Raw genomic sequence first — 26178 nt, forward strand, 5'->3', positions numbered from 1 at the left:
GCGTGTGCGGTGAAAGTCGTACTTCCTCTCGACGACATCGGGGCCGACCTCGCGACCGCGGGCGGCAAGGGCGCCTCCCTGGCCAGGATGGCCAGGGCCGGGCTGCCCGTCCCCGGCGGGTTCCACGTCACGACGGACGCCTACCGCGCGTTCGTGGCCGGCTTCCACGACGAGATCCTGCGCGCCGCCGGCGCGGACCCCGGCCGCATCCCGGCGCTGTTCGCCGCGCACGACCTGCCGGACGACAGCGCCGCGGAGATCCTGCGGGCCTACGCGGCGCTCGGCGACGGCGTGCCGGTGGCGGTGCGCTCGTCGGCCACCGCCGAGGACCTGCCCGAGCTGTCGTTCGCCGGTCAGCAGGACACCTTCCTCAACATCGGGGGCGACGCCCTGCTCGACGCGGTCAGGCGGTGCTGGGCCTCGCTGTGGACCCCGCGCGCGATCGCTTACCGCGACCGCAACGGCGTGCCGCACGGCGACGTGGCGCTGGCGGTGGTGGTCCAGGAACTGGTGGACGCCGACGCGGCGGGCGTCATGTTCACCGCCGACCCGCTCACCGGCGCGCGCGACGCGACCGTGATCAACGCGTCGTGGGGGCTCGGCGAGGCGGTCGTCGGCGGCCTGGTCACTCCCGACACGATCACGGTGTCCGGCGGCGCGGTGACCGACTCGCGCCTGGGCGGCAAGGCCGTCATGACCGTCCGCGCCGACGGCGGCACCGAGGAGCGGCCGGTGCCCGCCGCACTGCGCGGCACGCCCGTGCTGGACGATGCCCAGGCGCTGGAGCTCGCCGCGCTCGGCGCCCGGATCCAGGAGCTGTACGGCGTCCCCATGGACGTCGAGTGGACCAGGCGCGCGGGCGCGTTCGCCGTCGTGCAGGCCCGGCCGATCACCGGGCTCGGGCCACGCCCGGAGGAGTGGAACGACAGCCTCAAGGGCGACTACCTGTGGACCGCGGGCAACCTCGGCGAGGCCATCCCCGACGTGATGACGCCCATCACGTGGTCGTACGTGCGCCTGTTCATCGAGGAGGCCATGTCCGCCTCCACGCTGCCCGGCTTCGACCTGGTGGGCAACATCGGCGGCCGGTTCTACATGAACCTCAGCGTCGTGCACTCCATCGCCGCGGCCATGGGCATGAGGAGCCGGCTCAGCGTCGTCGAGCAGGTCTTCGGCAGGCTCCCGGCCGGTCTCCAGGTGCCGCTGATGCCGCTGTCGCGCTGGGAGATCATCCGGCGGGTGCTGCCCATGGCCGTCCGCCTGCGCCGCCGGGTCAGCCGCAACGTCAAGGGCCTGCCCGGGTTCCTGGCCGCCTCCCCGCGGCGGTGCGAGGAACTGCGCGAGCGGATCGCCGCCACGGGGTCGGGCCCGGAGCTGGCCGGTCTGTGGGAGCGGGAGATCCGGCCGCACGTGGTCACCTCCTCCCGGATGCTGGAGGCCGCGGGCCGCCAGGGCGGCGCGACGCTCGTCTACACCCGCGACCGGCTGCGCGCGATGGTGGGCGAGGTGACCGCCGAGGCGATGCTCACCGGCGTCAACGCCGGCGGCGAGCTGGCCAGCCTGGGCCCGGTGCTGGGCCTGGCGCGGCTGGCCCGCGGCGAGATCACCAGGGACGAGTTCGCCCGCGCGTACGGGCATCGCGGCCCCCACGAGTTCGAGGTCTCGATCGCCCGGCCGGGCGAGGACCCCGCGTGGATCGACGCCCAGCTCGCGGGCCTGGGCGACCCGCGGGCCGGCACCGAGGCGCTGCTCGAACGGCAGGCCACGGCCAGGGAGGAGGCGTGGGCCCGTTTCGCCTCGCGCTATCCCGGCAAGGAGGCCCGGATGCGGGCCAGGGTGCGGCGGTGGAACGCCGTCGTCCGCGACCGGGAGAGCGCGCGCTCGGAGAACATGCGGGCGTTCTGGGTGCTGCGCGCGTTCACCGTGCGGGCGGGAGAGCTGACCGGGGCCGGTGACGACGTGTTCTTCCTGCTCCTGCCCGAACTGCTCGCGCTGCTGCGCGGCGACCGGGCCGCGCTCGACAGGGTGCCGGCCCGGCGGGCCGCCCACGAGCGCTACGCCGCCCTGCCGCCCTACCCGGCGCTGATCGTGGGCCGCTTCGACCCCGTGCGCTGGGCCGCCGACCCCGCCCGGCGGGCCGACGTCCACGACGCGCGCGGCGCCGGCACGCCGGTGAGCGACACCGTCACCGGCTTCCCCGGCGCGCCCGGCGTGGTGGAGGGCGTCGCCCGGGTGATCGCGGAGCCCGAGGACGGCGACCGGCTCCGGCCCGGCGAGATCCTCGTCACGACGCTGACGAACGTGGGCTGGACCCCGATGTTCCCGCGCGCCGCGGCCGTGGTGACCGACCTGGGCGCGCCGCTCTCGCACGCCTCCATCGTGGCCCGCGAGCTGGGCATCCCCGCCGTGGTCGGCACCGGCAACGCCACCATGCGGGTCCGCGACGGGGAGCGGATCAGGGTGGACGGCGAGCGGGGCACGGTCGAGTCGCTGGGGTGAAAAGCCTTCGTCAAGCCGGCCCGCTCCCCGGCCGGCCTGTGATCACTTCGATGACCATGATCGAACAGTGGATTCTCGAGGACGAACGCGAGCTGGAGGCGCGCTGCGCCCGCTTCAGGGCCGCCAGGCTGAGGCTGGACCACAACGACGGAGCGGACGAGATCGGGGTGGAGGAGGACCCCGCGGCCTGAGGCCGCCGGCGGCGCCGTACGGGAGCGGCCCGCCCGTACGGCGCACCGTCGCTCAGCGGTCCGGGTTCGCGGTGCCCGCGGCCAGGACGACGACGGCCAGGTAACCGTCGCCGTCCTCGGTGACGTGCGCCAGCATCCCGGACTCGTGGATCGGGTCGTTGTGGTTGAACGTGTCGCGCGGCTGCTCGTGCCCCTGGTACTGCGGCTTGGCCAGGACCTCGCGGTTGTACTTCTCGTCGAACATCAGCTCCGTGCACAGGGCCCGGCTCCCGTCCACGACCACCAGCACGTGGACGTGCACGGTGCGGCCCGGGTACCAGCCCGGCCAGATGGTGGTGAACCTGACGATGCCGTCGGCGTCGGACGTCTGCGCGCCGCGCAGGTAGCGCTTGCGGTCGGTGGGCTTCAGGTCGGTGAACTGCGTCCCCGCGCGGATCTGCACCTTGTCGCCGCTGCTGAGCACCTCGCGCGACTCCGTCTCGGCGCCCGAGTAGAGCCCGGCGGCGTCGCAGTGCCAGATCTCCACCACCGCGCCGGGCAGCGGCCGGCAGCTCCGGCTGTCCTGGACCTTGAGCGCCAGGCGCAGCCGCACGCCCGCGCGGTCCTCGCGGATGTCGCTTCTGAACGCCTCCGTCGCGAAGTAGTACGGGCCCTGTTTCGTGCTGGGCGTCAGATCGCACGTGCGGGCCTTGGCGAACAGGGCGTCGGCCTTGGCGAGCGTGTCGGGATCGGCCGCGGCGTGAGCGCCGGCGGTGAACAGTCCACCGAGTCCGATCGAGCCGATCCCGGTGATCATTCGCCGCCGGCTGACCCGCCGGTCTTCGTGATCGTGTGCCACGGACGTTCCTCCGAGGTCAGGAGCTACTTCTCGGAACATCTCACGATCAGGTGCGATATGCGCGCAGGTGAGAGCGCGTGTCTATGCGCTGACCTGCGACGATACGATCTCGCCCTTGAGCGGGGCGAGCGCGCCGGCGATGGTCTCGATGGTCTCGCCGGGCACGCCGCAGTGGGCGAGCGAGCCGGCCAGATGCCCGACCACGGCGTCGAACTCGGCCGCGGTGATGCCCATGCCCGCGTGCGCCTCGGCCATGGACTTGCCGCGGTACTGCTGGGGCCCGCCCAGCGCGGCGGCCACGAAGCTGCGCTGGTGCGACTTGAGCTTGGCCAGGTCGGTGCCGGTGAAGTGGCCCTGGAGCGCCGGGTCGGCCAGCACCCGTGAGTAGAACTCGTCGACCACCGCCGATACCGCGCTCGCTCCGCCGACCTGGTCGAAAATGGACGCCATCGTAGGTGTCTCCTTCGCTGCGGTTGCAAGGAGGATGACCACGGGCGGTTCCACGGGCGTGACACGGCGGCAATTCGTGCGATACATGCCCCGCACCGTAGTGACAACGCTGTAACGCGTAGTATCGAAATCCTTTTCGGTTGATATGCAAATGTGACCAAGCGTTCGCTGGCTGATCAGCAGCCTCGATTTCCCATTGCAGCAGCTCAGCGTGTATGCGACGAGTTGCAGTGGGTGATTGACAGCGCTCGTCCGGTCGAACTATTTTCCCGAAAACCTTTTAGGTTGTCCCGAGTCAATGATGTTAGCGCTCACATTCCTTTAGGGGCGAACACCATGAGACGACGATGGGCGGCGGCCCTCGCCGCGGCACTCCTGCTCCTCCTCACCGACGTCCGGCCCGCACTCGCGGGCGCGCCGATCACCACCGCGATCTACACGGCCGACCCGGCCGCGCTGGTCGTCGGCGACACCCTCTACCTGTACACCGGCCACGACGAGGCCCCGACCGGCGGCACGAACTTCGTCATGCGCGACTGGCACGTCTTCTCCTCCACCGACGCCACCACCTTCACCGACCAGGGCGCGAAGCTGTCGATCTCGAACTTCTCCTGGGCCGGCGCCGACGCCTGGGCCGGCGAGGTCGAGCGCGGCGCCGACGGCCGCTACTACTGGTACGTCCCCGTCAACGGCAACGGCGCCGGCTGGATGGACATCGGCGTGGCCGTCGGCAACAGCCCGCTGGGCCCGTTCACCGACGCCAAGGGCGGCCCGCTGGTCAGCGACAGCACGCCCAACTCCTCCCCGCTCAACATCGACCCGACCGTCTTCACCGACGACGACGGCCAGGTCTACATGTACTGGGGCTCCTACTACGGCCTGCGCGCGGCCCGCCTCAACGCCAACATGACCTCCATCAACGGCTCGGTGATCACCCCGAGCGGCGTGACGAACTTCTGGGAGGCCCCCTGGATGTTCAAGCGCAACGGCGTCTACTACCTCGCCTACGCGGCCAACGACTCGGCCTGCTCGCAGCCCGGCTACGCGTGCATCCGCTACGCCACCGCGAGCAACCCGCTCGGCCCGTGGACGCACCGCGGGGTCGTGCTCGACCAGGTCAGCTCCACCACCAACCACCCGGCGATCATCGAGTACAAGGGCCAGTGGTACATGGTCTACCACAACGCCTCCAGCCCGGGCGGAGGCAACTTCCGCCGCTCGGTGACCATCGACAAGCTCTACTTCAACGCCGACGGCACCATGCAGAAGGTCGTCCAGACCAGCGGCGGCCCGACCACCCCGGGCAACCTGGCGGCCACGGCCACACCGTCCACCTCGTACGTCTCGCCGTGGGAGACGCTCGCCGCGATCAACGACGGCTTCACCCCGGCGAACTCCGCCGACCGCAGCCACGGCGCCTACGGCAACTGGGACCACCAGGGCACCGAGTGGATCGAGTACCGCTGGCCCACCGCGCAGACGATCTCCCGCTCGGAGGCGTACTGGTTCGACGACGACCAGGGCATCGACCTGCCGGCCTCCTGCCAGGTGCAGTACTGGAACGGCAGCGCCTACGTCAACGTGCCCGGCCAGTCGGGCTGCGGCGTGGCCGCCAACACCTTCAACGCCACCACGTTCACGCCCGTCAGCACCACCCGCCTGCGGCTGAACATCACCTCCAGAACCGGCTACTCGACCGGCGTGCTCGAATGGAGGGCCTTCTCATGAGACGCGCGCTCACCGCCCTGCTCCTCCTCCTCGGCCTGGTGACCGCGCCCGCGGCCTACGCCGACCAGACCATCGGCTACCCCACCTTCAGCGGCCCCGCCGTGCCCGCGCCGCCCGGGACGTACACGACCGGCGACTACATGCGGGCGATCTACGATGCGGAGAGCTCCGGCACCGACTTCTGGATGGACCGGCTGCTGGCCCGCTCGGGCAACGACCCGGCGGGCACCTGGCTCATGTCGCGCGGCCGGGCGCTGTTCATGAAGACGCACACCCCGGGCACGCTCGGCTTCGCCGGGCAGGCCGCGTACTGGGAGAGCATCAGCAACAACAACGCCTTCACCGTCGCGCTGACGCCCGGCACGTTCACCGAGCAGGTCGGTTCCCGCTGGCAGGCTCCCAGCCACTGGAAGAGCCGCCACACCAGCGGCTCGATCACGGTCGACCAGACCAAGTTCATCACCGACAACAACGTGGCCGTGGCCAACCTGGCCATCACCAACGGCGGCTCCGCCTCGACCACGCTGCAACTGCGGGCCACCTCGCCGTACGCGACCACCGGCACCGGCAGCGAGCTGACCGGCCAGGTGAACGCCTACAACAACCTCACCACGCTCTACCCCAGGCTCACCTGTGACGGCTGCGCGGTCTCCAGCGGCGGCCTGAACCGCTCGCTCACCGTCGCCGCCGGCGCCACGGTGACGGTCAAGGTCGTCATGGGCTTCGTCACCAACGAGATCGCCGCCTCCCGCACCGAGTACGACGCCTACGCCGGCTACTCGGCCGCCACCGCGTTCGCCACCCACGTGCGCGCCTACAACCGCTGGTGGGCCGAGAACGTCCCCTACATCGACGTGCCCGAGCCGGCCATCAAGAAGAACATCTACTACCGCTGGTGGCTGATGCGCTTCAACCACCTCGACGCCGACATCCCCGGGCAGACCTTCCAGTTCCCCATCTCGACCGAGGGCGTGCTGGGCTACAACAACGCGATCGCGCTCACCCAGCCCATGCACATCGACGACCTGAAGTACCTGCGCAACCCGATCTACGCCTACGGCGACTGGCTGAGCGTCGGCCAGACCTCCAAGAACGGCCGCTTCCTCGACAACCCCGGCGACCCGGAGAACTGGTCGAACAGCTACACGCAGTACATCGGCGAGGCGGCCTGGAAGAGCTACCAGATCCACGGCGGCCAACCGGCCATCGCCGCCAACCTGGCCCGCTACGCCGAGCAGGACGTGAAGGGCCAGCTCTCCTACTACGACACCGACAACAACAAGCTCATCGAGTACGACTGGGGCGCCCTGACCGGCAACGACGCCGACGCCGTGTCCTTCCACTGGAAGCCCGGCCGCATGGACCGGGCCGAGTCCGCCTACCAGTACAGCGGCGCGCTGGCCGCCGCCCAGGCGTACGAGGCCGTCGGCAACACCGCCAAGGCCACGGAGCTGCGCACGCTGGCCACCCAGATCCAGAACGCCATCGTCAACGTGCTGTGGAACCCCAGCAGGCAGCTCTTCGAGCACCGGCTGAAGTCCACCAACGAATGGGTGCCGTGGAAGGAGATCAACAACTACTACCCGTTCGCCGTCGGCGCGATCCCCAACACCGCCACGTACAAGCAGGCGCTACGCCTGTTCGACGACCCGGCGCAGTACCCGATCTTCCCCTTCTACACCGCCAACCAGGCCGACAAGGCGGCCTCGGGCACGGGCAGCAACAACTTCTCCACGATCAACTCCACCGTGCAGTTCCGGCTGCTCTCCTCGGTGCTGCGCAACTACCCCAACGAGTGGATCGACGCGACCTGGTACAAGAAGCTGCTCTACTGGAACACCTGGGCCCAGTACGTCAACGGCAACACCCAGTACCCCGACGCCAACGAGTTCTGGGCCGACTGGAACGGCTCCTCGATCACCTACCGCTCCTGGATCCACCACAACATCCTGGGCTCCAGCAACTGGACCGTCGTCGAGGACGTCGCCGGGCTGCGCCCGCGCAACGACGCCAAGGTGGAGCTCTCGCCGATCAACATCGGCTGGACCCACTTCACCGTCAACAACCTGCGCTACCGCAACGCCGACCTGACCATCGTCTGGGACGACCCGGCCGACGGCATCGTGCGCTACCCCGGCGTGCCCCAGGGCTACTCGATCTACGTCAACGGCAGCCGTGCGGCCACGGTGTCCTCGCTCGTGCCGTTCACCTGGGACCCGGCCACCGGCGCGGTGACCACCTCCGGCACCGTCACCTACAACGTCGCCGTCCCGGGGCTGCAGGCTCCCGCCCAGGTCAGCCAGACCAGCGCCCGGATGGTGGACATCCTGGCCAAGGCCGGCGTCGACCTGACGGCCAACCTCACCAACCTCGCCGCCGGCGCCACCGCCACGGCCTCCACCACCGCCTCCGGCAGCTCCACCGCGGGCGCCGTGGACGGGTTCCCGATCAACGAGCCGTTCTGGGGCGGCACCACCGCCGGCCAGGACTGGTACGAGCTCAACTTCGGCACCGCCCGCACGCTCAACGAGGTGCGGCTGCACTTCAAGGACAGCCGTCCGGCCAGCGCCACCTATCGGGCCCCGGCCTCCTACGACATCCAGTACCACAACGGCAGCGCCTGGGTGAGCGTGCCCTCCCAGGCCAAGAACCCGGCCGCGCCCCGCGCCAACTACAACGTGGTGCAGTTCCCCGCCGTCACCGCCCAGCGGGTGCGGGTGCTGGCCACCGCCGCCTCCGGCGCGCGCACCGGCCTCACCGAGATCAAGGTGTTCAACCGGGGCGGCGTGCAGCCGCCGGCCAACCTGGCCGGCTCCGCCACGGCGAGCGCGTCCTACACCTCCTCGTGGGAGAGCGTGGCCGCGGTCAACGACGGCATCGACCCGCCCTCCTCCAACGACACCGTCAACCCGCGCTGGGGCTGCTGGCCGGAGACCGGGCAGCAGTGGGTGGACCTGACCTGGTCCGCGGCCCGCAACCTGAACCGGGCCGAGGTGTACTTCTTCGACGACGACGACGGCATCGACATGCCCGCGTCGTGGAAGCTGCAGTACTGGAACGGCAGCGCGTACGTGGACGTGCCCGGCGCGTCGGCATACACGCTGACCAAGAACGGCTACAACTCCGTCACCTTCACCGCCACGAGCACCACCCGGCTGCGGGTGCTGCTCACCGGCAACGGCACCAGCTCCGTCGGCCTCCTGGAGGTCAGGGCCTACGGGACCTGACGCCCGGCCCGAGCAGGAGGGGGCGCGCCCGGATCGCGGGCGCGCCCCCGTGCGCGCCCCGGGGCGGGTCAGCGTTGACGGGCCGGGCGGATCACCAGTTCGTTGACGTCCACGCCGGGCGGCCGGCCGATCGCGTACGAGATGGCCTGGGCGATGCTGTCCGGCGGGATGGTGTCGGCCCGGTAGGTCCGCATCGCCGCGCGGGCGGCCGGGTCGGTGATGCTCTCGGCCAGCTCCGACTCCACGACACCGGGGGAGACGGTGGTGACGCGGATGCTCGGGTCGAGCTCCTGCCGCAGCCCCTCGGTGATCGCCCAGGCGGCGTGCTTGGTGGCGCAGTAGACCGCGCCCGTGGGCACGACCTCGTGGGCGCCGACGGAGGCGACGGTGACGAAGTGCCCCGCACCCTGGCGCCGGAAGTGCGGCAGGGCCGCGGCGATGCCGTACAGCAGGCCGCGGACGTTGACGTCGATCATCCGGTCCCATTCGTCCACCAGCAGCGCCTCCATCGGCGACAGCGGCATCACGCCGGCGTTGTTGACGATGACGTCCACGCGGCCGTGCCGCTCGGCGGCGGCGGCCACGAACGCGGCCACGTCCGCGCGGTCGGTGACGTCGAGGCGGCGCACGTCGGCCTTGCCGCCGACGGCCTCGACGGCTTCGGCGGTCTCGGCGAGGCGGTCCTCGCGGCGGGCGCCGAGCACGACGTGGTGGCCCTCGTGGCCCAGCCGCACCGCGGTGGCCCGGCCGATGCCGCTGCTCGCGCCGGTGATCAGGATGACTTTGGACATGGTGCTCACTCCGGGGTGGGATCGGGTTTCGGGCACGACGGGATGGCGCGCCGGCGGAGGTGCTCCGCGCGCTGTCTGTGTGTCGGGGGATCAGACCGTCAGGACGGCCCGTGCGGTCAGGCTGTGAGGCTGCCCAGCAGGGACAGCGCCTCCTCCGACGGGCTGCCGGGTTCGGCCTGGTAGACGACGAGTTGCTGCCCGGGTGCGCTGTTGACGGTCAGCGCCTCGTAGTCCAGCGTCAGCGGGCCCACCAGCCGATGGTGGAAGCGCTTGGTCTCGTGGCTCTTCTGACGGATGTCGTGGCGGGCCCACAACCGGCGGAAGGTCTCGCTCTTCAGCGACAACTCGCCGACGACCTCGATGAGCCGGGGGTCGTCGTAGTCGGACCCGGCGGCCGAGCGCAGCCCGGCGACGGTGTTGACCGCCGCCTTCTCCCAGTCGGGGTAGAACGCGCGGGCGTCCGGATCGAGGAACACCAGCCGTACCAGGTCGTCGCTGTGGGCGTGGCCGTCGAACAGCGCCCTGCCGAGCGGGTTGGCCGCGAGCACCGTCATGCGGCGGCCGAGGACGATGGCGGGGGTGTGCGGCCAGGCCGCCATCATGCGGACCAGGCCGGGGCTGACCTGCTCGTGCCGGGCGCGCGGGCGCCGCCTGGCGGGAGCCGGGCGGGCCAGTTCGTGCAGGTGCGTGGCCGCGTCGTCCTCCAGTTCCAGCGCACGGGCCAGCGCGTCCACCACCTGGGACGACGGGTGGCGCTCGCGGCCCTGCTCCAGGCGCACGTAGTAGTCGGTGCTGACGCCGGCGGTCTGCGCGACCTCCTCGCGCCGCAGGCCGCGTACGCGGCGGCGGGTGCCGGCCGGCATGCCGAGGTCCTCCGGCCGGAGCAGTTCGCGGCGGGCCCGCAGGAACCGGCCGAGCAGGTTGTCCGTGTCCATGCCTCCGAGGCTAGGCGAGGATGAGGACCGGAAAGAGTGCCCAAGCTGGGTGGGAAACTCCCCCCGACCGACGGCTACGTCATCTGAATCCACGCGGGCAACCGATCCGGGGCGGGCGGCCGGGAAGGGAGCGGGGAGGGGCCGCCCGCCCCGGGGTCAGTGCAGGCGTCCGGCTCCCGCGCCCGCCGGGACCACCTGCCTGAGCGCCTTGGCCGGGTGGACACGGGCGACCAGCGTCGGGGTCCAGCCGGCGTCCGTGCCCAGCGTCGTGCCGTTGGCCTCGTTGTAGGCGGCCACCACGTCGGCCGGCACGCCGTCCACGAGGTTGTCCTTCGCCGTGAGCGCCGTGCCGTTGAACACCGTCAGCACGTTCGCCGCCGCGATCCCGTCGAAGGCGTTGCTCTCGGCGTAGACCTTGGAGCCGAAGCCCACGCCGATGCTGTAACCGTGCCCGGGGCCGCCCTTGTAGTAGTTGTTGTACACGTGCACCTGCCCGAACCGCACGCGGGGCGTGCGCTGGCCGAGCCCCTCGAAGTAGTTGTGGTGCAGGGTGACCTTGAGCTTGTCCTCCTCGCCGTAGCGCGACGGGCTGTCGGTGTTGCCGATCAGCGTCACCTTGTCGTGGCCGCTGAGGTGGTTCCAGGAGAGCGTCACGTAGGTCGAGGCGCGTACGACGTCGAGCAGCCCGTCGTGCACCTGGTACGGGCGGCCGAAGTAGAGCGGCTGCCCCGAGTCGGGGTTGTCGCCGTCGTTGAGCGTGTTGTGGTCCAGCCACACGTGGGTGGAGCCGGACACCTCCATGTTGTCGAACGAGGCGTTCCAGTTGCCCTCGTCGCCGTCGGTCGGGTCCCACTGCGGGAAGCAGTCGGAGGTGTCGGTGATGGTCAGGTTGCGCACGATGACGTTGTCGGCGTTGCTGACGCGCAGGCCGAAGCTCTTCAGCGCCGCGTTCCGGCCCAGGCCCATCAGGGTGACGTTGGAGCCGATGGCGACCGTCACGTGCTCGGCCATCTTCGCGTACGACGCCTTGCGGGCCTCCTCCAGCGGCCCCGACGGGACAGTGGTCCGGCCCCAGACGGCCGGGTCGTAGGCGGCCAGGTAGGCGGGCAGGCTGTAGCCGTCTGCGGCGTAGTCGTCGCAGGTCAGCGGGTTGCCGGCGGCGTCGGTGTCGGCGTCGATCGCGCCCTTGACGTAGACGATCCTCGGGGTGTTGTCGGCCTGGCCGCCCAGCGCGGCCAGCAGCTCCGCCCTGGTCGAGACGACGTGCACGTCCTCGGGACGAGCGGCCGAGCCGCCCGTCGTGCCGGTCGTGGCCGCCGCCCAGCCGTCGCCGCGCGGCAGCACCTCGCGGCCGGGTTCGGGCCGCTGGACGCCCTGGCGGCGCAGCGGGTTCCAGCCGTCCGCGCCCGCCAGGTACCGCTCCGGCGTGTACGCCCTGGCCTGCTCCGCCGTGAGCTGCGGACGGTCGTCGTTCACGGTCGCGCCGGGGCCGTGGTTGCGGTGCTCGGACAGCCGGGCCTCGCGCCAGTTCAGCCCCGACATGTCGGTCCAGGGCGCGTCCTTGAACTGCTGGCCCAGCCACGACTCCCGGACCAGCACCTGGCCGCGCGCGGTGAGCGACCCGCCGGCCGGCCACGGGCGGCCCAGGTGGAACGTGCGGGCGGGCGCGTCGCTGACGAGGTGGCTGCGGTAGATCAGGAAGCCGTACGGGTTGGCCAGTTCGGTGCTGGCGGCGGTGACGTAGCCGTTGTTGTCCGCGCTGCCGCGGCTCAGCGCCTTGATCACGCAGCGGTCGAACACGGCCGTGGCGCGGCCGAAGATGAAGTCCACGTCGCCCTCGACGTAGCAGTCGTGGAAGTACTGGCGGGCGAAGGTGGTGGCGGAGCCGGTGTTGGCGTACAGGGTGTCCTGGTTGCCGAGGAACCTGACGTTGTCGTACACCTGCCGGTCGCCCGTCGTCCGGACCGCGACGGCCTGGCTGGCGCCGCCCGCCGCCTCGTCGTAGGAGTTCTCGAAGGTGAGGTCGCGGGCGGTGAAGTCGGGGGCGCTGATCACGTACGAGGCGCTGCCGGAGGTGCCGTACGTGCCGGAGCCGTCCGGCTTCTGCATGGACGCGGCGGCGTCGAACGTGAGCACCACCTCGCGCGGGTCGCGGGTGTCCCCGGCCAGCGTGATGTGTGGTTTGTCGGCGGGGATGACCACCTGCTGCTTGTAGGTGCCCTTGCGGACCAGGATGGTGACCGGCCGGGCGTTGCCGGAGGGCACGGCGTTCACGGCGTCCTGGACGGACGTGTGGTCGCCCGAGCCGTCGGCGGCCACGACGATCGTCGATCGGGTCGCGGCCGTCGCCGCGGGGGTCACGGTCGCGATCACTGTCAGGGCGATCACTGGGGGGAGTAACAGGCGTCGCATGCGCAACCTCGGAAGAGTGCGGCAATCGGTTGCATGAAACGTTCGCTCAGCCGTCCTCACTCCGTCAATGATCTGCAGTGAAACTGCACTTTTGCTGCAACAAGCGATTGCAGCACCCATCGAGGCCGAACGGGTGTGTTGACCCGGGATCGGCCCGGCTCTACAGTCCGCCTGATACTTGTCGGCGTTCTCCTGAAACTTTCATACCGGACGTCAGAGGAGCACCGTGCGCACCCTTCGAGCCCTGGTCGCCGCCGCCCTGTCGGTCCTGTTGTGCCTCGTGCCGGTGCCGCCGGCGCACGCCGCCGGCCACACCTACGACTTCGAGGACGGCACCACCCAGGGTTGGGGGCCGCGCGGCGGCGGCGTCTCCGTCACCGTGACCCCGCAGGCGGCCCGCACCGGCGCGGGCGGCCTGCTCACCACCGGCCGCACCGCCACCTGGCACGGCGCGTCCATCGCCGCCCCCTTCGTCAAGGGCACCGGGTACACCGTCACCGCGTACGCCCGGCTCGCCGCGGGGCAGCCCGCCGGCACGATCGCCATGACCGTGCAGCGCACCCCGGCCGGCGGCGACACCACGTACGAGCGGGTCGCGGCGGCCACCGTCACCGACGGCGAGTGGACGCGGCTGTCGGGCGGCTACCAATACACCGCCGACTCCACCGACGTGCAGCTCTACGTGGAGAGCTCCGACGCCACCGCCCAGTACTACCTGGACGACATCGTCCTGACCCCGCTCGGCGACCCCACCCGCGAGCCGATCACCAGCGACTTCGAGGACGGCACCACCCAGGACTGGGCGCCGCGCGCCGCCGCCGTCCTCCAGGCCGGGGAGCCCGCCCACGAAGGCGTCCGCGCCCTCACCGTCACCGGCCGCTCGGCCTCCTGGGACGGCCCCGCGCTGAACGTGCTCGGCCGCATGGGCAAGGGCGACAAGTACGCGCTGTCGGCCTGGGTGCGCCTCGGCCCCGGCGCCACGTCCGGCAAACTGGGGCTCTCCGTCGAGCGCCGGACCGGCGGCACCCCGAGCTACGAGCGCGTCGTCGCGCCCAAGGACGTGCCGGCCGGGCAATGGGTGCGGCTCTCCGGCACGTACACGCTGGCCCACGACGTCGACTTCCTCAGCCTGTACGTCGAGTCCGACACCGGCGACTTCCCCTTCTCCCTCGACGACTTCACGATGACCTACGTCGAGCCCAAACCCATCCAAACCGGCATCCCCGCACTCAAGGACGCCGTGCCGTTCACCATGGGCTCGGCCGTCACCCGCGCCGAGACGCTGGGCGTCCACGGCGAGCTGCTCCTCAAGCACTTCGACGGCGTCACCCCCGGCAACGAGCTGAAGTGGGACGCCACCGAGCCCCGCGAAGGCGAGTTCACCTTCACCGACGGCGACCACCTCGTGGACCACGCCACCGAGCACGGCCTGACGATCCGCGGCCACACGCTCGCCTGGCACAGCCAGACCCCCGCATGGGTGTTCGCCGACGCCACCAAGGAGGTGCTGCTGCAGCGCCTGGAACGGCACGTGCGCACACTCGTCACCCGCTACCAGGGCAAGATCGCCGTCTGGGACGTGGTCAACGAGGTCGTGGACGAGAACCAGCCGGACGGGCTGCGCCGCTCCCCGTGGTACGAGATCACCGGGCTCGACTTCATCCGCACCGCCTTCCGCGTCGCCCGCGAGGCCGACCCGGACGCCAAGCTGTTCATCAACGACTACAACACCGAATTCCCGCGCAAGCGCGAAGCCCTGTACCGCCTGGTCGAACGCCTCAGGAACGAAGGCGTGCCGATCGACGGCGTCGGCCACCAACTCCACCTCAACATCGAGCAGCCCTCCGCCGCGAACGTCGAGGCCACCATCGAGCGCTTCGCCACGCTCGGCGTGGACCAGCACGTCACCGAGCTGGACGTGAGCGTCTACACCGACTTCACCTCCTCCTACGACACGATCCCGCCCGAACTGCTCGTCCAGCAGGGACACCGGTACAAGGAACTGTTCGACGTGTTCCGGCGGCAGGCCGCGCACCTCGGCTCCGTCACCGTGTGGGGCGAGTCCGACGACGTGAGCTGGCTGCGCACCTGGCCGATCCCGCGGCTGAACGCGCCACTGCCCTTCGACGACGACCTCCAGGCCAAGCCCGCCTACTGGGGCATCGTGGACCCGTCCCGGCTGGATCCGTTCGTGCGCACGCTGGAGGCGCCCGCCGCGACCGTCAAGGTGGACGGCAAACGCGACCTGGAATGGGACCTGCTCCCGGACTCGCCCATCGCCCGGGTCGGCGACGTCTCCGCCGGCTTCCAGGCCCGCTCCGCCGCCGGCCGCTACGTCCTCGCCGAGGTGACGGACGCCACCGCGTCCAGGGACGACCGGGTCACGTTCACCGTGGACGGCCGCTCGCGCTCCATCGGCCGCTCCGGGCCCGGCGTCCGGGCCACCGCCACCGGCTACCGCGTCGAAGCCCTGCTGGGCGGCGGCACCGACGTCCAGGTCACCGTGCGCGACGGCGGCACCGAGATCACCTGGACCGGCAAGGTGACCCCCGTCGCCGCCGTCAAGCGGGCCACCGCCCCGCGCCGCCCCGCCCCCGTCCTGGACGGGGCCGTGGACCGGGTGTGGGCCGGCGCGCCCGAACTGCGCACCGGCACCTGGATCCAGGGCGACTCCGGTGCCACCGCCAAGGTCCGCGCACTCTGGTCAGGATCGACCCTGTACGTCCTGGCCCAGGTGAGCGACCCCACGCTGAGCGAGCAGTCGGCCAACCCGTGGGAGCAGGACTCCGTCGAGATCTTCGTCGACCCCGGCAACGGCAAGACCAAGGGGTACGAGGACGACGACGGGCAGTACCGGGTGAGCTTCTCGGGCCGGATCACGGTGGGCGGCACCTTCGACGCGTCCGGCGTCAAGGACAACGTCCGCGCGTCCGCTGTCGCCGTGCCGGGCGGGTACGTGGTCGAGGCGGCCATCGACCTGCCGACCGTCACGCTCGGGGACGGCACGCTGCTGGGCTTCGACGTCCAGGTCAACGACGCCACGGGGACGGCCCGTACGAGCGCGGTGACCTGGAACGACGCGACCGGCCGCAGCTACCTGGACACCAGCCACTGGGGCGTCCTCCACCTCACCGGCTAGCCGGTCGGGGCCAGGGAGCTTCTTATCCCTGGCCCTGGTGGTCTTCGTCCGGGTCGTTGAACAGGTCCTGGATGGTTTGCGCGGTGGCCGCCCGGGTGACCCAGGTTTCCAGTTGGGTGGTGTCCGTGCAGTTGGTGATGCGCGTGCGGATGTCGTCGGGGACATCGAGGCCACGGGCGGCCAGTACGCGCAGCAGCGATCGGACTTCGCCTTTGGCTTCGCCTCTGGCTTCGCCTCTGGCCTCGCCTCTGGCCTCGCCTCTGGCTTCGCCTCTGGCTTCGCCTATGGCCTCGCCTTCCTTCAGGCCGCGGCTGAAGTGCTCGCGGGCGAAGGGGCTGTAGACCGGCCAGTCGGTGGACGTCATGATCTCCTCCAAGAGGCGCCGGATTTCGGGCCCGGCCATGCTGTAGGCGTATTCAGTGTACTTCGGAGCGTGTTCGTTGCGCGTTTCCTCGAGCGCGGCGCCGAACGCCTCGACGACCTTGCGGTCACGGCCGTGCGCCATCACCGACATGACCGCCAGTGCCAGGTGGGCGGCGGCCTCCTGGGGGTCGGTGATGGCCGGGATGGCGTCCGGCCCCAGGACGTGCGACTGCAGGCGGTAGCCGGTCAGCCCGGACTCGACCGGCCGTGCGTAGTGGGCGACGTCCGCCTGGTTCGGGCAGATGACCAGGACCGAGACGTCGCAGCGCAGCATCAGCCACGCGGCGGCGGCGTAGCGGGTCAGTTGCCGGGGATCCTTCTTCTTGTCCTTCTGGATCTCGACGATGATCGCGTGCACGGGGCTCGGCGGCGGCCCCAGGGTGAGGACCAGATCCGGCTCGATGTCGTCGGATATGCGGGTGTTGAAGGTGCGGTCCTCTTCCTGGACCAGCGGAGTCTCGGGCAGCTCGATATTCATGAGGTCACGCAGGATCTCCACAGCCAGTCGGGGCTGGTCGGTGAACATGCTGACGAGAGCGTCATGTTGTGGTGACGGCATGGCACTTATTGTAGTGAAACTTTCACTCTTCGTGACGAAGATTCGTTCGATTCGGCGGGGAACCCGGCTGCGGCGCCTTCCGTACGGTGGCGTACAGTTGGTTCCATACGGCACCGTATGGAGGCGTCATGAGAACCCCCGTCTACTGGTCGTCCGCACTCGAAGACATCCCCGCGCCCGACTACGCCGACATGATCTTCGGCGTGCTCCCGCCCGGCGCGCCCGAAGATCCGATCGCCTGGGTGAAGTGCGTCTTCTCGCCAGGGGTCGTGCCGCGCTGGATCGGCGTCGCGATGGCGGCGCGGCAGGCGCTCGTGCCGCTGCTCGGCATCCCGCGCGCCCCGCGCGGCGCGTTCCGGGTGGAACGCACCGAAGGGGAGGAGGCGCTCATCGCCGTGGACGACCGGCATCTCGACTTCCGCTGCGCGGTGGCCGTGGACGCCGAGGCCCGGCTCGTACGGGTGACGACGGTCGTACGGCTGAAGGGCTGGCGCGGACGGGTCTACTTCGCCCCGGTGCGTCTGGTCCATCCGGTCGTCGTGCACGCGATGTTGCGTGCCGCGCAGCGCCGCCTCGTCCAGGCGGCCTGAACGGCGTCACGCCATCCCGGATGCGCGGGTGATCATGCCTCTGGCAGGGTGCAGGCATGAAGATCTGGGACGACCGTCCGGGAGACCGGTGGGAGGACGCGTTCCTGTCCGGGAACGGCGAGTACGGGATCATGGTGTACGGCGACCGCGTCGTCTACAACCACCACCGCTACGTGCTCCCGAACGGCACCCGCGATCTGGCCCCGCCCCCGATCGCGGACCGGATGGCGGAGATCCGGGAACTGATCCTGTCGGGCCGGGCCGCTGAGGCGCAGCGGCTGGCGGCCGACGGCCGGGAACTGGCCTGGACGCAGCCGTTCCACCCGGGCTTCGAGCTGGTCGTCGAGGGGGAACCGGCCGGCGGCGGCAGGACGCTCGACTTCGCCACCGGCGAGATCGTCTCCGGCTCCGGCGGGTCCAGGTCGGGCGGCGGCTGGGCGCAGCGGGCGTTCGTGTCGCGGGCCGACTCCGTGGTGGTGCAGCGGTTGACGGGCGAGCTGAGGCTGCGGCTGAACGGCGACCTGCCGGGCAAACCGGACGACGTGCGGTGCGAGTGCGCCGCCTACGAGCGGGACGGGCACGTGTTCCTGCGGTTACGGGGGACGTACCCGGCCGGGCTGGGGGCGTACGGGTTCGAGGGCGTGACGCTGGTCGCCGGTGCGGACGTCGCGGTGGACGGCGACGGCGCGGTGGTCACACGCGGCGGCGAGACGCTGCTGCTGACGAAGCTCGACCGCCGCGAGACCCCCGCCTGGAACACCACGGCCCTGGAAACCGAACTCACCGAACTGGCCGCCCGAGCCGAACTGGCCGCCCGAGCCGCCCGGGCCGAGCACACCGGACGAAGCCCCCAGGCGACGGCCGACGCGTCCACCACGACCGCTGACGCGTCCACGACGACCGCCGACGCGGCCACTACGAAGGCCGCTGCGAACGCCGCGAAAGGCGTGAACAACGCGAGCGCCGCGACCCCGACACCCGCTGTGAACACCCCGACCGCCTACGGCGAACTGCTGGAGCGCCATGTCGCCCTGCACCGCCCGATCTACGAGCGGGTCACCCTGGACCTGGCCGTGGACCCGGCCGAGCGCGACCGCCCGGCCGCCGAGCTGACCGGGCTCGCGCTGGTCGAGCGGCTGTTCCACGCGGGCCGCTACCACCTGCTCAGCTCCTCGGGCGTCCTGCCGCCCCGGCTGACGGGGCTGTGGCTGGGGGAGTGGGGCGCGGCCTGGTCGGGCGACTTCACCACCGACGCCAACCTCAACCTCCAGATGGCGGGGGTGAACATCGGCGCCATGCCCGAGCTGATCGCCGGGTACGCGGCCCTCATCCGCGACCAGGTCGCCGACTGGCGGGAGAACGCCAGGCGGATCTACGGCGTGCGCGGCCTGCTCGCCCCGAGCCGCACCGACGGCGAGCACGGCCGGTTGTTCCACTTCGACGCCAGGTGGCCGTGGACGATGTGGCTGGCGGGCGCCGACTGGCTGCTGTACCCGCTGGTCGAGCACGAGCAGGTCACCGGCGAGCGGGTCGAGGGGCTGGGCGGCTGGCTGGCGGAGTGCGCGGCGTTCTGGGAGGAGTTCCTGGCCGGGACGGGCGGGGTCGTGGTGCCGTCCTTCTCTCCCGAATGCGGCCCAGGCGGCGGGGCGTTCGCCGCGGTGAACGCCACCATGGACCTGGCCGCCGCCCGGCACGCGCTCGGCGCGGTGGGGTCGGCCACGGCGGAGCTGCTGCCCGCGTACCGGATCGACGGGCGCGGCGCGCTGGCCGAATGGGCGTGGGACGGCGCGGCGTCGTACGAGGAGCACCGGCACGTCAGCCACCTCTACCCCGTGTGGCCGCTGCACGAGATCAACCCCGACGACACCCCCGCCCTGGCCGTCGCCGCGCACCGGGCGCTGGAGCTGCGCGGTGACGAGAACCTGTCCGCGCACGGCAGCCTGCACCGCGCCCTGGCCGCCGCCCGGCTCAAGGACGGCGAGCTGGCCTGGCGGAACGTCGGCAAGATCCTCGGCAACGACATGGTGTTCCGTTCGCTGATGAGCTCGCACAACCCCGGCCGGGAGGTGTTCAACGCCGACGCCGCCCACACGCTGCCCGGCCTGCTGATCGAGCTGCTGCTCGACTCCCGGCCGGGGGTCGTCGAGCTGCTGCCCGCCCTGCCCGCCGCGCTGCCGCGCGGCACGCTGCGCGGCGCCGTCTGCCGGGGCCGCGTCACCGTGGAGGAGCTGAGCTGGGGCGGCGACGAGGGTGTGCGCGCGGTGCTGCGCTCGCCGGACGATCAGACCGTCACCTTGATCCACCGCGCTTCCGGGCTGCGCACGCGGCTCGACCTGGTCGCGGGCCACCCCCGTCTCGTGGAGATCCGATGATCCGTAACCCCGTCCTGCCCGGCTTCCACCCCGACCCGTCCATCCTGCGGGTCGGCGACGACTACTACCTCGTCACCTCGACGTTCGAGTGGTATCCGGGTGTGCTGGTGCACCACTCGCGCGACCTGGTCCACTGGCGCGCCCTGGGCGGCGTGCTGACCGAGCGCAGGCTGCTCGATCTGACGGGCGTGCCCGACTCGGGCGGTGTGTGGGCGCCGGACCTGACGTACGCGAACGGGCTGTTCCACCTCGTCTACGGCGTCATGGACAGCTACGCGCACGGCTACAAGGACGTCGCCAACCATCTCGTCACCGCCCCCGCCATCGACGGCCCCTGGTCGGACCCGGTGCGGCTGCCGGGCAGGGGCTTCGACGCGGCCCTCTTCCACGACGAGGACGGCACGTCGTACCTGCTCAGCATGGTCTTCGACTCCCGTCCGGGACGCGGGTTCTCCGGGATCGAGCTGAGCCCCCTGACCGGGGGCCGTCCGAGGCTCATCCTGGAGAACCGGAGCCTCACCGAGGGCCCGCACCTCTACCGGGTGGACGGCTGGTACTACCTGATGGTCGCCGAGGGCGGCACCGGCTACGAGCACCGCGTGAGCGTGCTGCGCGCCCGCTCGCCGCAGGGCCCGTACGAGCCCGACCCGGCCGGGCCGATGCTCACCTCCCGCCACGACCCCGGCCTCGAACTGCAGAAGGCCGGGCACGGCAGCCTCGTGCGGACGGGCGACGGCGGCTGGTACCTGGCGCACCTCGCCGCCCGGCCGCACGCCCCGCGCGGCCGGTGCGTGCTGGGCAGGGAGAGCGCGATCCAGCGCGTCGAGTGGCGGGACGGCTGGCCCCGGGTGCCCGGGGGAGTGCCGGCCGTGGCGGTGCCCGCGCCCGCGCTGCCGCCGCACCCGTGGCCGCCGTCCCAGGAGACCGCCGAGGACGGGTGGAGCACGCTGCGCCGGCCGGCCTCGCCCGACTGGGTGCGCTTCGACGGCGGCCGGGTGACGGTCAGCGGCGGCCAGTCACCGTACGGGCGGCGCGCCCCCAGCCTGGTCGCCCGCCGGGTGACCGCCACGAGGTGCACGTTCGAAGCGAGTGTGACGTTCGAGCCGGGCAGCGTGCACCAGTCGGCCGGGATCACCGCCTACTACAACTCGCGCAACTGGTACCACCTGGCGCTCACCACCGACGGCGTCGTCCTGACCGGCAGCGACCGGGGCGCGCGGACCGTGCACCACACCGCCGCCGGCACCGCTCGCCGCCTCGGGCTGGAGCTGGACGGCCCGGTCCTGCGTTTCACCTGCGACGGCCGCCCCCTCCCGGTGGAACTGGACGCCACGATCCTGTCGGACGAGCACGCCGACGAGATCATCGACGGGCAGGTGCGCTCGTTCGGCTTCACCGGCGCGTTCGTCGGCCTGTGGGTGCAGGACCTGGCGGGCGAGGGGTGCGCGGCGGTCTTCGAGGACGTCGTCCATCACCCGGCGGGCGCGGACGGCGTGGCGGTGGCGCAGGGCGGGGCGTAGGGGCGGCCCGGCACGTAGCGGGCCCACTCCGCCGCGCTGATCGACGTGCCGGACGTCTCGCACACGTTGGAGGCGGCCTGCTCGACGTTGAGGCCCCAGAGCTGGACGGCGCTGCCCGACGCCCCGGCCAGCACCGTGCCGTCGGGCCCCGGCTCGACGTCGGCCAGCGGCCCCTTGTCCGCGAACACGGCCCAGAGCGTGGGGGCGGACGGGGTGACGACGTTCCACACCTGGGCGGTGCCGTCCTGGGAGGCGGTGACGAGCGTGCGGTCGTCGCCGCCGAAGGCGAGCGCGGACACGGGCCCGGCGTGGCCGGTCAGGTCCGACAGTTTCCTGACGGAGGCGGGCGCGCCGACGTTCCACAGCCGGGCCGTGCCGTCGGACGACGCGGTGGCCAGCGTCTTGCCGTCGCCGCTGAAGCGCAGGTCGAGCACGCTGCCGGTGCCGGCGGCGAACGTGGCCAGGGCGCGCGGCCGGGCGGGCGCGGAGATGTCCCACAGCCGTACGGAGGCGGTGCCCGAGCCGGTCGCCAGCACGCGCCCGTCGGGGCGGAACACGGCCGTGCTCACCCGCCTGTCGGCGGCGCCGACCGTGGCGACCTGCTTGGGGGTGGCCGGCGTGGTGATGTCCCACAGCAGGGTGCGGCCGTCGCGGCCGGTGGTCACCACCGTCTTGCCGTCGGGGCCGTAGGCGACCGACCGTACGCCCGCCGTGTGCCCCGTCAGGGTGCCGAGGGCCTTCGGGGTCGCGGGCTCGGAGACGTCCCAGAGCCTGGCGGTCTTGTCGTCGGAGGCGGTGACCAGGCGGCGGCCGTCGGGGCTGAACGCGGCCGACAGCACCGGTTCGGTGTGCCCGCTCAGCGTGGCCTGCGACGTGGCCACCGCCGGGTCGGACAGGTCCCAGAGCCGGACGGTCTCGTCGTCGGAGGCGGTGGCCAGGGTACGGCCGCCCTTGGCGATGGCGAGCGCGTTGACCTGCCCGGTGTGCCGGGCGAGCCGGGCGAAGGACGCGGCGCGGGAGGTGTTGGCGACGTTCCACAGCCGGGCGACGCCGTCGGTGGCGGCGGTGAGCAGGTTCTGGCCGTTCGGGCTGAACGCGACCCCGGTGACGGCGTCGGGGAAGCCGGCCAGCGTGGCGGTGCGCTCCGGCCGGCTCGGGCTCTGCAGGCTCCACAGGCCCACGGTGGCGTCGGCGGACGCGCTGGCCAGGACGGTTCCGTCGGGGCTGAAGGCGATGTCGTCCACCGAGCCGCCGTGCCCGCTCGCGGTGCCGAGCAGCCTGGTGGCGGTGATGTCCCAGAGCTGGACCTTGCCCGTGGCGGAGGAGGAGGCCAGGTACCGGCCGCCGGGGGCGAACGCCACGCTCCTGACCGCGCCCTCCGACGAGGTGAGCGTGGCCAGCACGACCGGCTTCGTGGACGTCTGCACGTCGAGCAGGACGATCGTGCCGCCCGCGGAGGCCAGCGCCACCAGGCGGCCGTCGGGGCTGAAGGCCGCCCTGGTGGGGTCGGACTCCTGGGTCACGACGGCGACCTGGCGGGCCTTGGCCGGGTCCGCCACGCTCCACAGCCGCATCGAGCCGTCGGTGGAGGCGGTGGCCAGCAGCGTGCCGTCCGGGTTGAACGCCACCGAGCCGACCTGCTCCTCGTGGCCCTTCAGCGTGGCCAGGGGGCGCGGCGCGGCGGTGTCGGAGACCTCCCACAGCCGGGCGGTGCCGTCGGCGGACCCGGTGGCGAGGACCTTGCCGTCCTTGCCGAAGGCGGCGGCGAGCACGCCGCCCGTGTGCCCCTTCAGCACGCCCAGGGCCTTGGGACGCAGCGCGTCGGTGACGTTCCACAACCTGACGGTCGTGTCGCCCGAGGCGGTCGCGGCCACCCGGCCGTCGGGCCGGTAGGCGACCCGCTCGATCGGGGCGGTGTGGCCGGGCATCCGGGCCCCCACCGGGCGGGAGAGCGAGCCGAGCAGCGCCCCCCTCGCCTCGGGGGTGGCCGAGACGCGGTAGGCGGCCAGGGCGAGCTGGGAGCCCAGCGAGGTGTCCCGGGCGGTGTTCGCGGCCTCGGCGAGCTGCCTGGACAGGGCCTGGTCGCGCTGGCTGCCCGCCTCGCCCGCCAGGCGGGTGGCGCCGCTGCTCTGGACGAGCGCCACGATCGCGCCCGCGGTGGCGACGAGGAGCAGCACGGCGAGGGTGGCGACGACACCGCGGGTGACCATCGTCCGGCGGAGCCGGCGGCGGCGGGAGGCGTCGAGGAACTCCCGCTCGACCGGGGTGACCCCGCCGCCGGGAGGCGGGGCGGTGTCGTGGACCGCCGCCGCCACCGTCACCGCGGCCTCGGCGGCGGTGAGGCGGTCGTCGGTGTACAGGTGGGAGGTCTCCTGGCCGCCGCGCTGCCACAGCTCGGCGTCCTCGGCCAGCCGCCGTCGTACGAGCAGCCCGGCCCGCGTGGTCTCGGCCCAGTTGCCCAGCCGGGGCCAGGCGCGCACGAGCGACTCGTGGGCCAGCTCCGCCACCTCGCCCTCCGTCGTGACCAGCCGCGCCCGGACGAACTCGGCCAGCACCTGCCCCTCGATGGACGCCTTGCCCGGACTCAGCTCGGAGACGGGCACCCGCCGTCGCAGCGGGCCCGCCTGCTCGTCCACGTGGACCAGCCGGACCAGCAGCGCGCGCGCCACCGGCTCGGACTCCGCGCCCAGCCGGCGCAGCGTCTCCTCGCCGGTCATCGGCACGGCCCGCGCGACGCCGCCCGCGGAGCGGTAGCCGGACATGGTGAGCGTCCCGCCGGAGCGGCGCTGCCAGGTGACGAGCAGCGCGTGCGAGAGCAGGGCGGGCAGGTCGCCCGTGTCCGGCAGGGCCTGGAGCTCCTCCAGGATCAGCTCGGTGAGCCCGGGTTCGAGCGACAGCCCGGAGCGGGTGGCCGGCTCCTCGATGGCGCGGCGCAGCTCGGCCGCGGACATGGGGGCGACGATCTCGGGCCGCCGCATCGTCTCCAGCAGGCCGGGGTAGGCGGCGCAGCGGCCGAAGAAGTCGCCGCGCACGGAGATCACCACGGCGGCCGAGCGGGACAGCTCGACGAGCGCCTCCACGAAGCGCCGCCTGGCGGGCTCGTCGGGGCACAGGGTGAACAGCTCCTCGAACTGGTCCACCACCACGAGCGTGCGTGCGGGCACCCCGCGTCGCGCCGCGGCCGGGTCGGACTCGATGACGGCGCGCAACCGTTCGGGGTCGCCGCCGCCCAGCATCGCCAGCTCGTTCGCCAGCGTGGCCGTCGGACGGGCTCCGGGGGTCAGCACGACGCACCGGCCGCTCTCGTCCCGCAGGGCCGGGATCAGCCCGGCGCGCAGCAGCGAGGTCTTCCCGCAGCCGGACGGCCCGGTGAGCACGAGCGGCCCGCCGGCCTCGAACGCCTGCGACCCGATGACCACCGGGGGACCGGCGGACCTGAGCGCCTGGCGCGCCCGCGCGGCCAGCGACCTGACCGCCTCCTCGCGGCCGAAGAACAGCCCGGCGTGCGCGCGGTCGTAGGCGGCCAGCCCCCGGTAGGGGCTGCTCAGGTCGCCGGGCGAGCTCATCGGCGGCCCCGCGTGGGGCCGGGTGGCCCGGTGCGCCGGGTTGGCGGCGAGCGGCGCGGCCTGCTTCACCTCGCCGGCCTGCCGCCTGGGCCGCGGGAATCCGGCGGCGGGCAGCACGCGGGCCAGGTGGTGGTGCACGTGGTCGAGCGTGAACGTCTCGGGGCCCGCCGGGTCGCCCTCGTTCAGCAGCCGCAGCAGCGCCCCGCTGAGCGCCGTGTGCCGGACGCCGGGCAGCGCCCAGGAGTTCTCGTCCTTGCCGGCGGAGGTCAGCACGTACGCGCCGCGCCAGGAGGCGTCGAACGTCTGGTCCATGGCCTTGGCGGGCACCGGCCGGTTGCCGCCGGTGAAGCAGCAGTCGAGGATGGCGACGACGTGCTCGGCCCGGGTCGAGGCCAGGATCCGGCGTACGGCGGAGAACGGCAGCGCCTGCTGGGCCAGGCCCTGGCCCAGGTCGGCGGTGGCCCGCGTGGCGAGGTGCAGTTCGTTGTCCGGGCCGAACAGGGCGTGCCCGACGTAGTGGAACAGCAGCACGCCGGTGGCCTCGCGGGCCGCCCGCTCCAGCGCCTCGCCCAGTTCGGCGGGGGCCGCCGGGTCGAGCAGGGTGGTCAGGCGTCGCGGGTCGAGGCCCGCCCGTTCGACGAGGCACTTCCCGACGTCGGCGACGGTGGCCGGTACGGCGGGCACCTGCGGCAGCCGCGAGGACGGCTGGTGCGCGCCCGTGCCCGCCACCACGACCCTGGCGCCCTCGGACGCCAGCAGCAGGGCTGGAGCGTTCCGTCCGGCCGGCCGCACGAGCCGGGTCGTCTCGAGGGTCGTCGAATCGTCCTCGGTCATCCGGCGCTCCGGGGGCGTGGCTGGCAAATGGGCGTTGTTCAGGTTACGCAGGTCTGCGCCGGACCGTCGAGGGTCGATGGGGCCACATACGGCGGCTTCTCCGA

Annotated in this window: 15 protein-coding genes; 8 read left to right on the top strand and 7 right to left on the bottom strand. The window is 72.3% G+C overall.

Going from position 1 to position 26178, the window contains the following annotated elements; translation table 11 throughout:
* The first annotated feature begins 9 nt into the window (after positions 1-9).
* Together FAF44_RS55710 and FAF44_RS07220 are read left to right on the top strand one after the other, a co-directional pair.
* On the top strand, positions 10-2499 hold the full coding sequence (locus tag FAF44_RS55710) for a PEP/pyruvate-binding domain-containing protein (RefSeq protein ID WP_237102247.1): 2490 nt from the start codon (positions 10-12) through the stop codon (positions 2497-2499).
* 50 nt (positions 2500-2549) lie between these two features.
* Positions 2550-2690 (top strand): hypothetical protein, encoded by a 141-nt coding sequence (locus FAF44_RS07220; RefSeq protein ID WP_237102248.1) that lies wholly within the window; start codon positions 2550-2552, stop codon positions 2688-2690.
* A gap of 52 nt (positions 2691-2742) precedes the next feature.
* Here the strand turns inward: FAF44_RS07220 and FAF44_RS07225 are convergent, their stop codons facing one another.
* Together FAF44_RS07225 and FAF44_RS07230 are read right to left on the bottom strand one after the other, a co-directional pair.
* On the bottom strand, positions 2743-3528 hold the full coding sequence (locus tag FAF44_RS07225) for a hypothetical protein (protein WP_237102249.1): 786 nt from the start codon (positions 3526-3528) through the stop codon (positions 2743-2745).
* An 81-nt stretch (positions 3529-3609) separates the two neighbouring features.
* Positions 3610-3978, bottom strand: a complete 369-nt coding sequence (locus tag FAF44_RS07230; protein ID WP_237102250.1) for a group 1 truncated hemoglobin — start codon at positions 3976-3978, stop codon at positions 3610-3612.
* 336 nt (positions 3979-4314) lie between these two features.
* On the opposite strand from FAF44_RS07230, the gene FAF44_RS07235 reads away from it, so the two are divergent.
* Both FAF44_RS07235 and FAF44_RS54510 read left to right on the top strand, forming a co-directional pair.
* Positions 4315-5706: a glycoside hydrolase family 43 protein gene (locus FAF44_RS07235; RefSeq protein WP_237102251.1), complete on the top strand. Its 1392-nt coding sequence runs from the start codon at positions 4315-4317 to the stop codon at positions 5704-5706.
* Complete coding sequence (locus tag FAF44_RS54510) at positions 5703-8933, top strand: hypothetical protein (protein ID WP_272894168.1); 3231 nt, start codon at positions 5703-5705, stop codon at positions 8931-8933. The genes FAF44_RS07235 and FAF44_RS54510 overlap by 4 nt, the downstream gene beginning before the upstream one ends.
* Before the next feature lie 68 nt (positions 8934-9001).
* Here the strand turns inward: FAF44_RS54510 and FAF44_RS07245 are convergent, their stop codons facing one another.
* The 3 genes from FAF44_RS07245 to FAF44_RS07255 form a co-directional block, all read right to left on the bottom strand.
* Complete coding sequence (locus FAF44_RS07245) at positions 9002-9724, bottom strand: SDR family oxidoreductase (protein WP_237102252.1); 723 nt, start codon at positions 9722-9724, stop codon at positions 9002-9004.
* 116 nt (positions 9725-9840) lie between these two features.
* Entirely contained in the window at positions 9841-10659 is an 819-nt protein-coding gene (locus FAF44_RS07250; protein ID WP_237102253.1) for a helix-turn-helix transcriptional regulator, read from the bottom strand.
* A 156-nt stretch (positions 10660-10815) separates the two neighbouring features.
* Positions 10816-13047 carry a pectinesterase family protein gene (locus FAF44_RS07255; protein WP_237102254.1) on the bottom strand — a complete coding sequence of 744 codons (2232 nt, stop codon included), beginning with the start codon at positions 13045-13047 and terminating at the stop codon, positions 10816-10818.
* Between the two features lie 250 nt (positions 13048-13297).
* Here FAF44_RS07255 and FAF44_RS07260 point away from each other — a divergent pair, with 250 nt between their 5' ends.
* Positions 13298-16210, top strand: coding sequence for an endo-1,4-beta-xylanase (locus FAF44_RS07260; RefSeq protein WP_237102255.1), 2913 nt, complete (start codon positions 13298-13300; stop codon positions 16208-16210).
* Positions 16211-16232: 22 nt separating this feature from the next.
* Here FAF44_RS07260 and FAF44_RS07265 read toward each other — a convergent pair whose 3' ends face one another.
* Positions 16233-17159 carry a hypothetical protein gene (locus FAF44_RS07265; RefSeq protein ID WP_237102256.1) on the bottom strand — a complete coding sequence of 309 codons (927 nt, stop codon included), beginning with the start codon at positions 17157-17159 and terminating at the stop codon, positions 16233-16235.
* A gap of 161 nt (positions 17160-17320) precedes the next feature.
* Here FAF44_RS07265 and FAF44_RS07270 point away from each other — a divergent pair, with 161 nt between their 5' ends.
* Genes FAF44_RS07270 through FAF44_RS07280 form a run of 3 tightly spaced genes read left to right on the top strand, consistent with a single transcriptional unit; the run spans position 17321 to position 21674 of the window.
* Complete coding sequence (locus FAF44_RS07270) at positions 17321-17782, top strand: DUF2867 domain-containing protein (protein WP_237102257.1); 462 nt, start codon at positions 17321-17323, stop codon at positions 17780-17782.
* Positions 17783-17838: 56 nt separating this feature from the next.
* The gene (locus FAF44_RS07275) at positions 17839-20154 is read left to right on the top strand and encodes a glycoside hydrolase N-terminal domain-containing protein (protein WP_237102258.1); all 2316 of its coding nucleotides are present in this window, start codon (positions 17839-17841) and stop codon (positions 20152-20154) included.
* Positions 20151-21674, top strand: a complete 1524-nt coding sequence (locus tag FAF44_RS07280) for a glycoside hydrolase family 43 protein (RefSeq protein WP_237102259.1) — start codon at positions 20151-20153, stop codon at positions 21672-21674. The genes FAF44_RS07275 and FAF44_RS07280 overlap by 4 nt, the downstream gene beginning before the upstream one ends.
* On the opposite strand, the gene FAF44_RS07285 is transcribed toward FAF44_RS07280, so the two are convergent.
* Positions 21626-26074 carry a caspase family protein gene (locus tag FAF44_RS07285; RefSeq protein ID WP_237102260.1) on the bottom strand — a complete coding sequence of 1483 codons (4449 nt, stop codon included), beginning with the start codon at positions 26072-26074 and terminating at the stop codon, positions 21626-21628. The genes FAF44_RS07280 and FAF44_RS07285 overlap by 49 nt on opposite strands.
* Positions 26075-26178: the final 104 nt, after the last annotated feature.

Source organism: Nonomuraea sp. MG754425 (genome assembly GCF_021699195.1).
GTDB lineage: Bacteria > Actinomycetota > Actinomycetes > Streptosporangiales > Streptosporangiaceae > Nonomuraea.

Coding starts and splice junctions, on each gene's coding strand:
- FAF44_RS07280 (WP_237102259.1), top strand. CDS start 20,151: ATGATCCGTAACCCCGTCCTGCCCGGCTTCCACCCCGACCCGTCCATC.
- FAF44_RS07285 (WP_237102260.1), bottom strand. CDS start 26,074: ATGACCGAGGACGATTCGACGACCCTCGAGACGACCCGGCTCGTGCGG.
- FAF44_RS07265 (WP_237102256.1), bottom strand. CDS start 17,159: ATGTTCACCGACCAGCCCCGACTGGCTGTGGAGATCCTGCGTGACCTC.
- FAF44_RS07235 (WP_237102251.1), top strand. CDS start 4,315: ATGAGACGACGATGGGCGGCGGCCCTCGCCGCGGCACTCCTGCTCCTC.
- FAF44_RS07220 (WP_237102248.1), top strand. CDS start 2,550: ATGACCATGATCGAACAGTGGATTCTCGAGGACGAACGCGAGCTGGAG.
- FAF44_RS07230 (WP_237102250.1), bottom strand. CDS start 3,978: ATGGCGTCCATTTTCGACCAGGTCGGCGGAGCGAGCGCGGTATCGGCG.
- FAF44_RS07275 (WP_237102258.1), top strand. CDS start 17,839: ATGAAGATCTGGGACGACCGTCCGGGAGACCGGTGGGAGGACGCGTTC.
- FAF44_RS07270 (WP_237102257.1), top strand. CDS start 17,321: ATGAGAACCCCCGTCTACTGGTCGTCCGCACTCGAAGACATCCCCGCG.
- FAF44_RS07250 (WP_237102253.1), bottom strand. CDS start 10,659: ATGGACACGGACAACCTGCTCGGCCGGTTCCTGCGGGCCCGCCGCGAA.
- FAF44_RS07245 (WP_237102252.1), bottom strand. CDS start 9,724: ATGTCCAAAGTCATCCTGATCACCGGCGCGAGCAGCGGCATCGGCCGG.
- FAF44_RS54510 (WP_272894168.1), top strand. CDS start 5,703: ATGAGACGCGCGCTCACCGCCCTGCTCCTCCTCCTCGGCCTGGTGACC.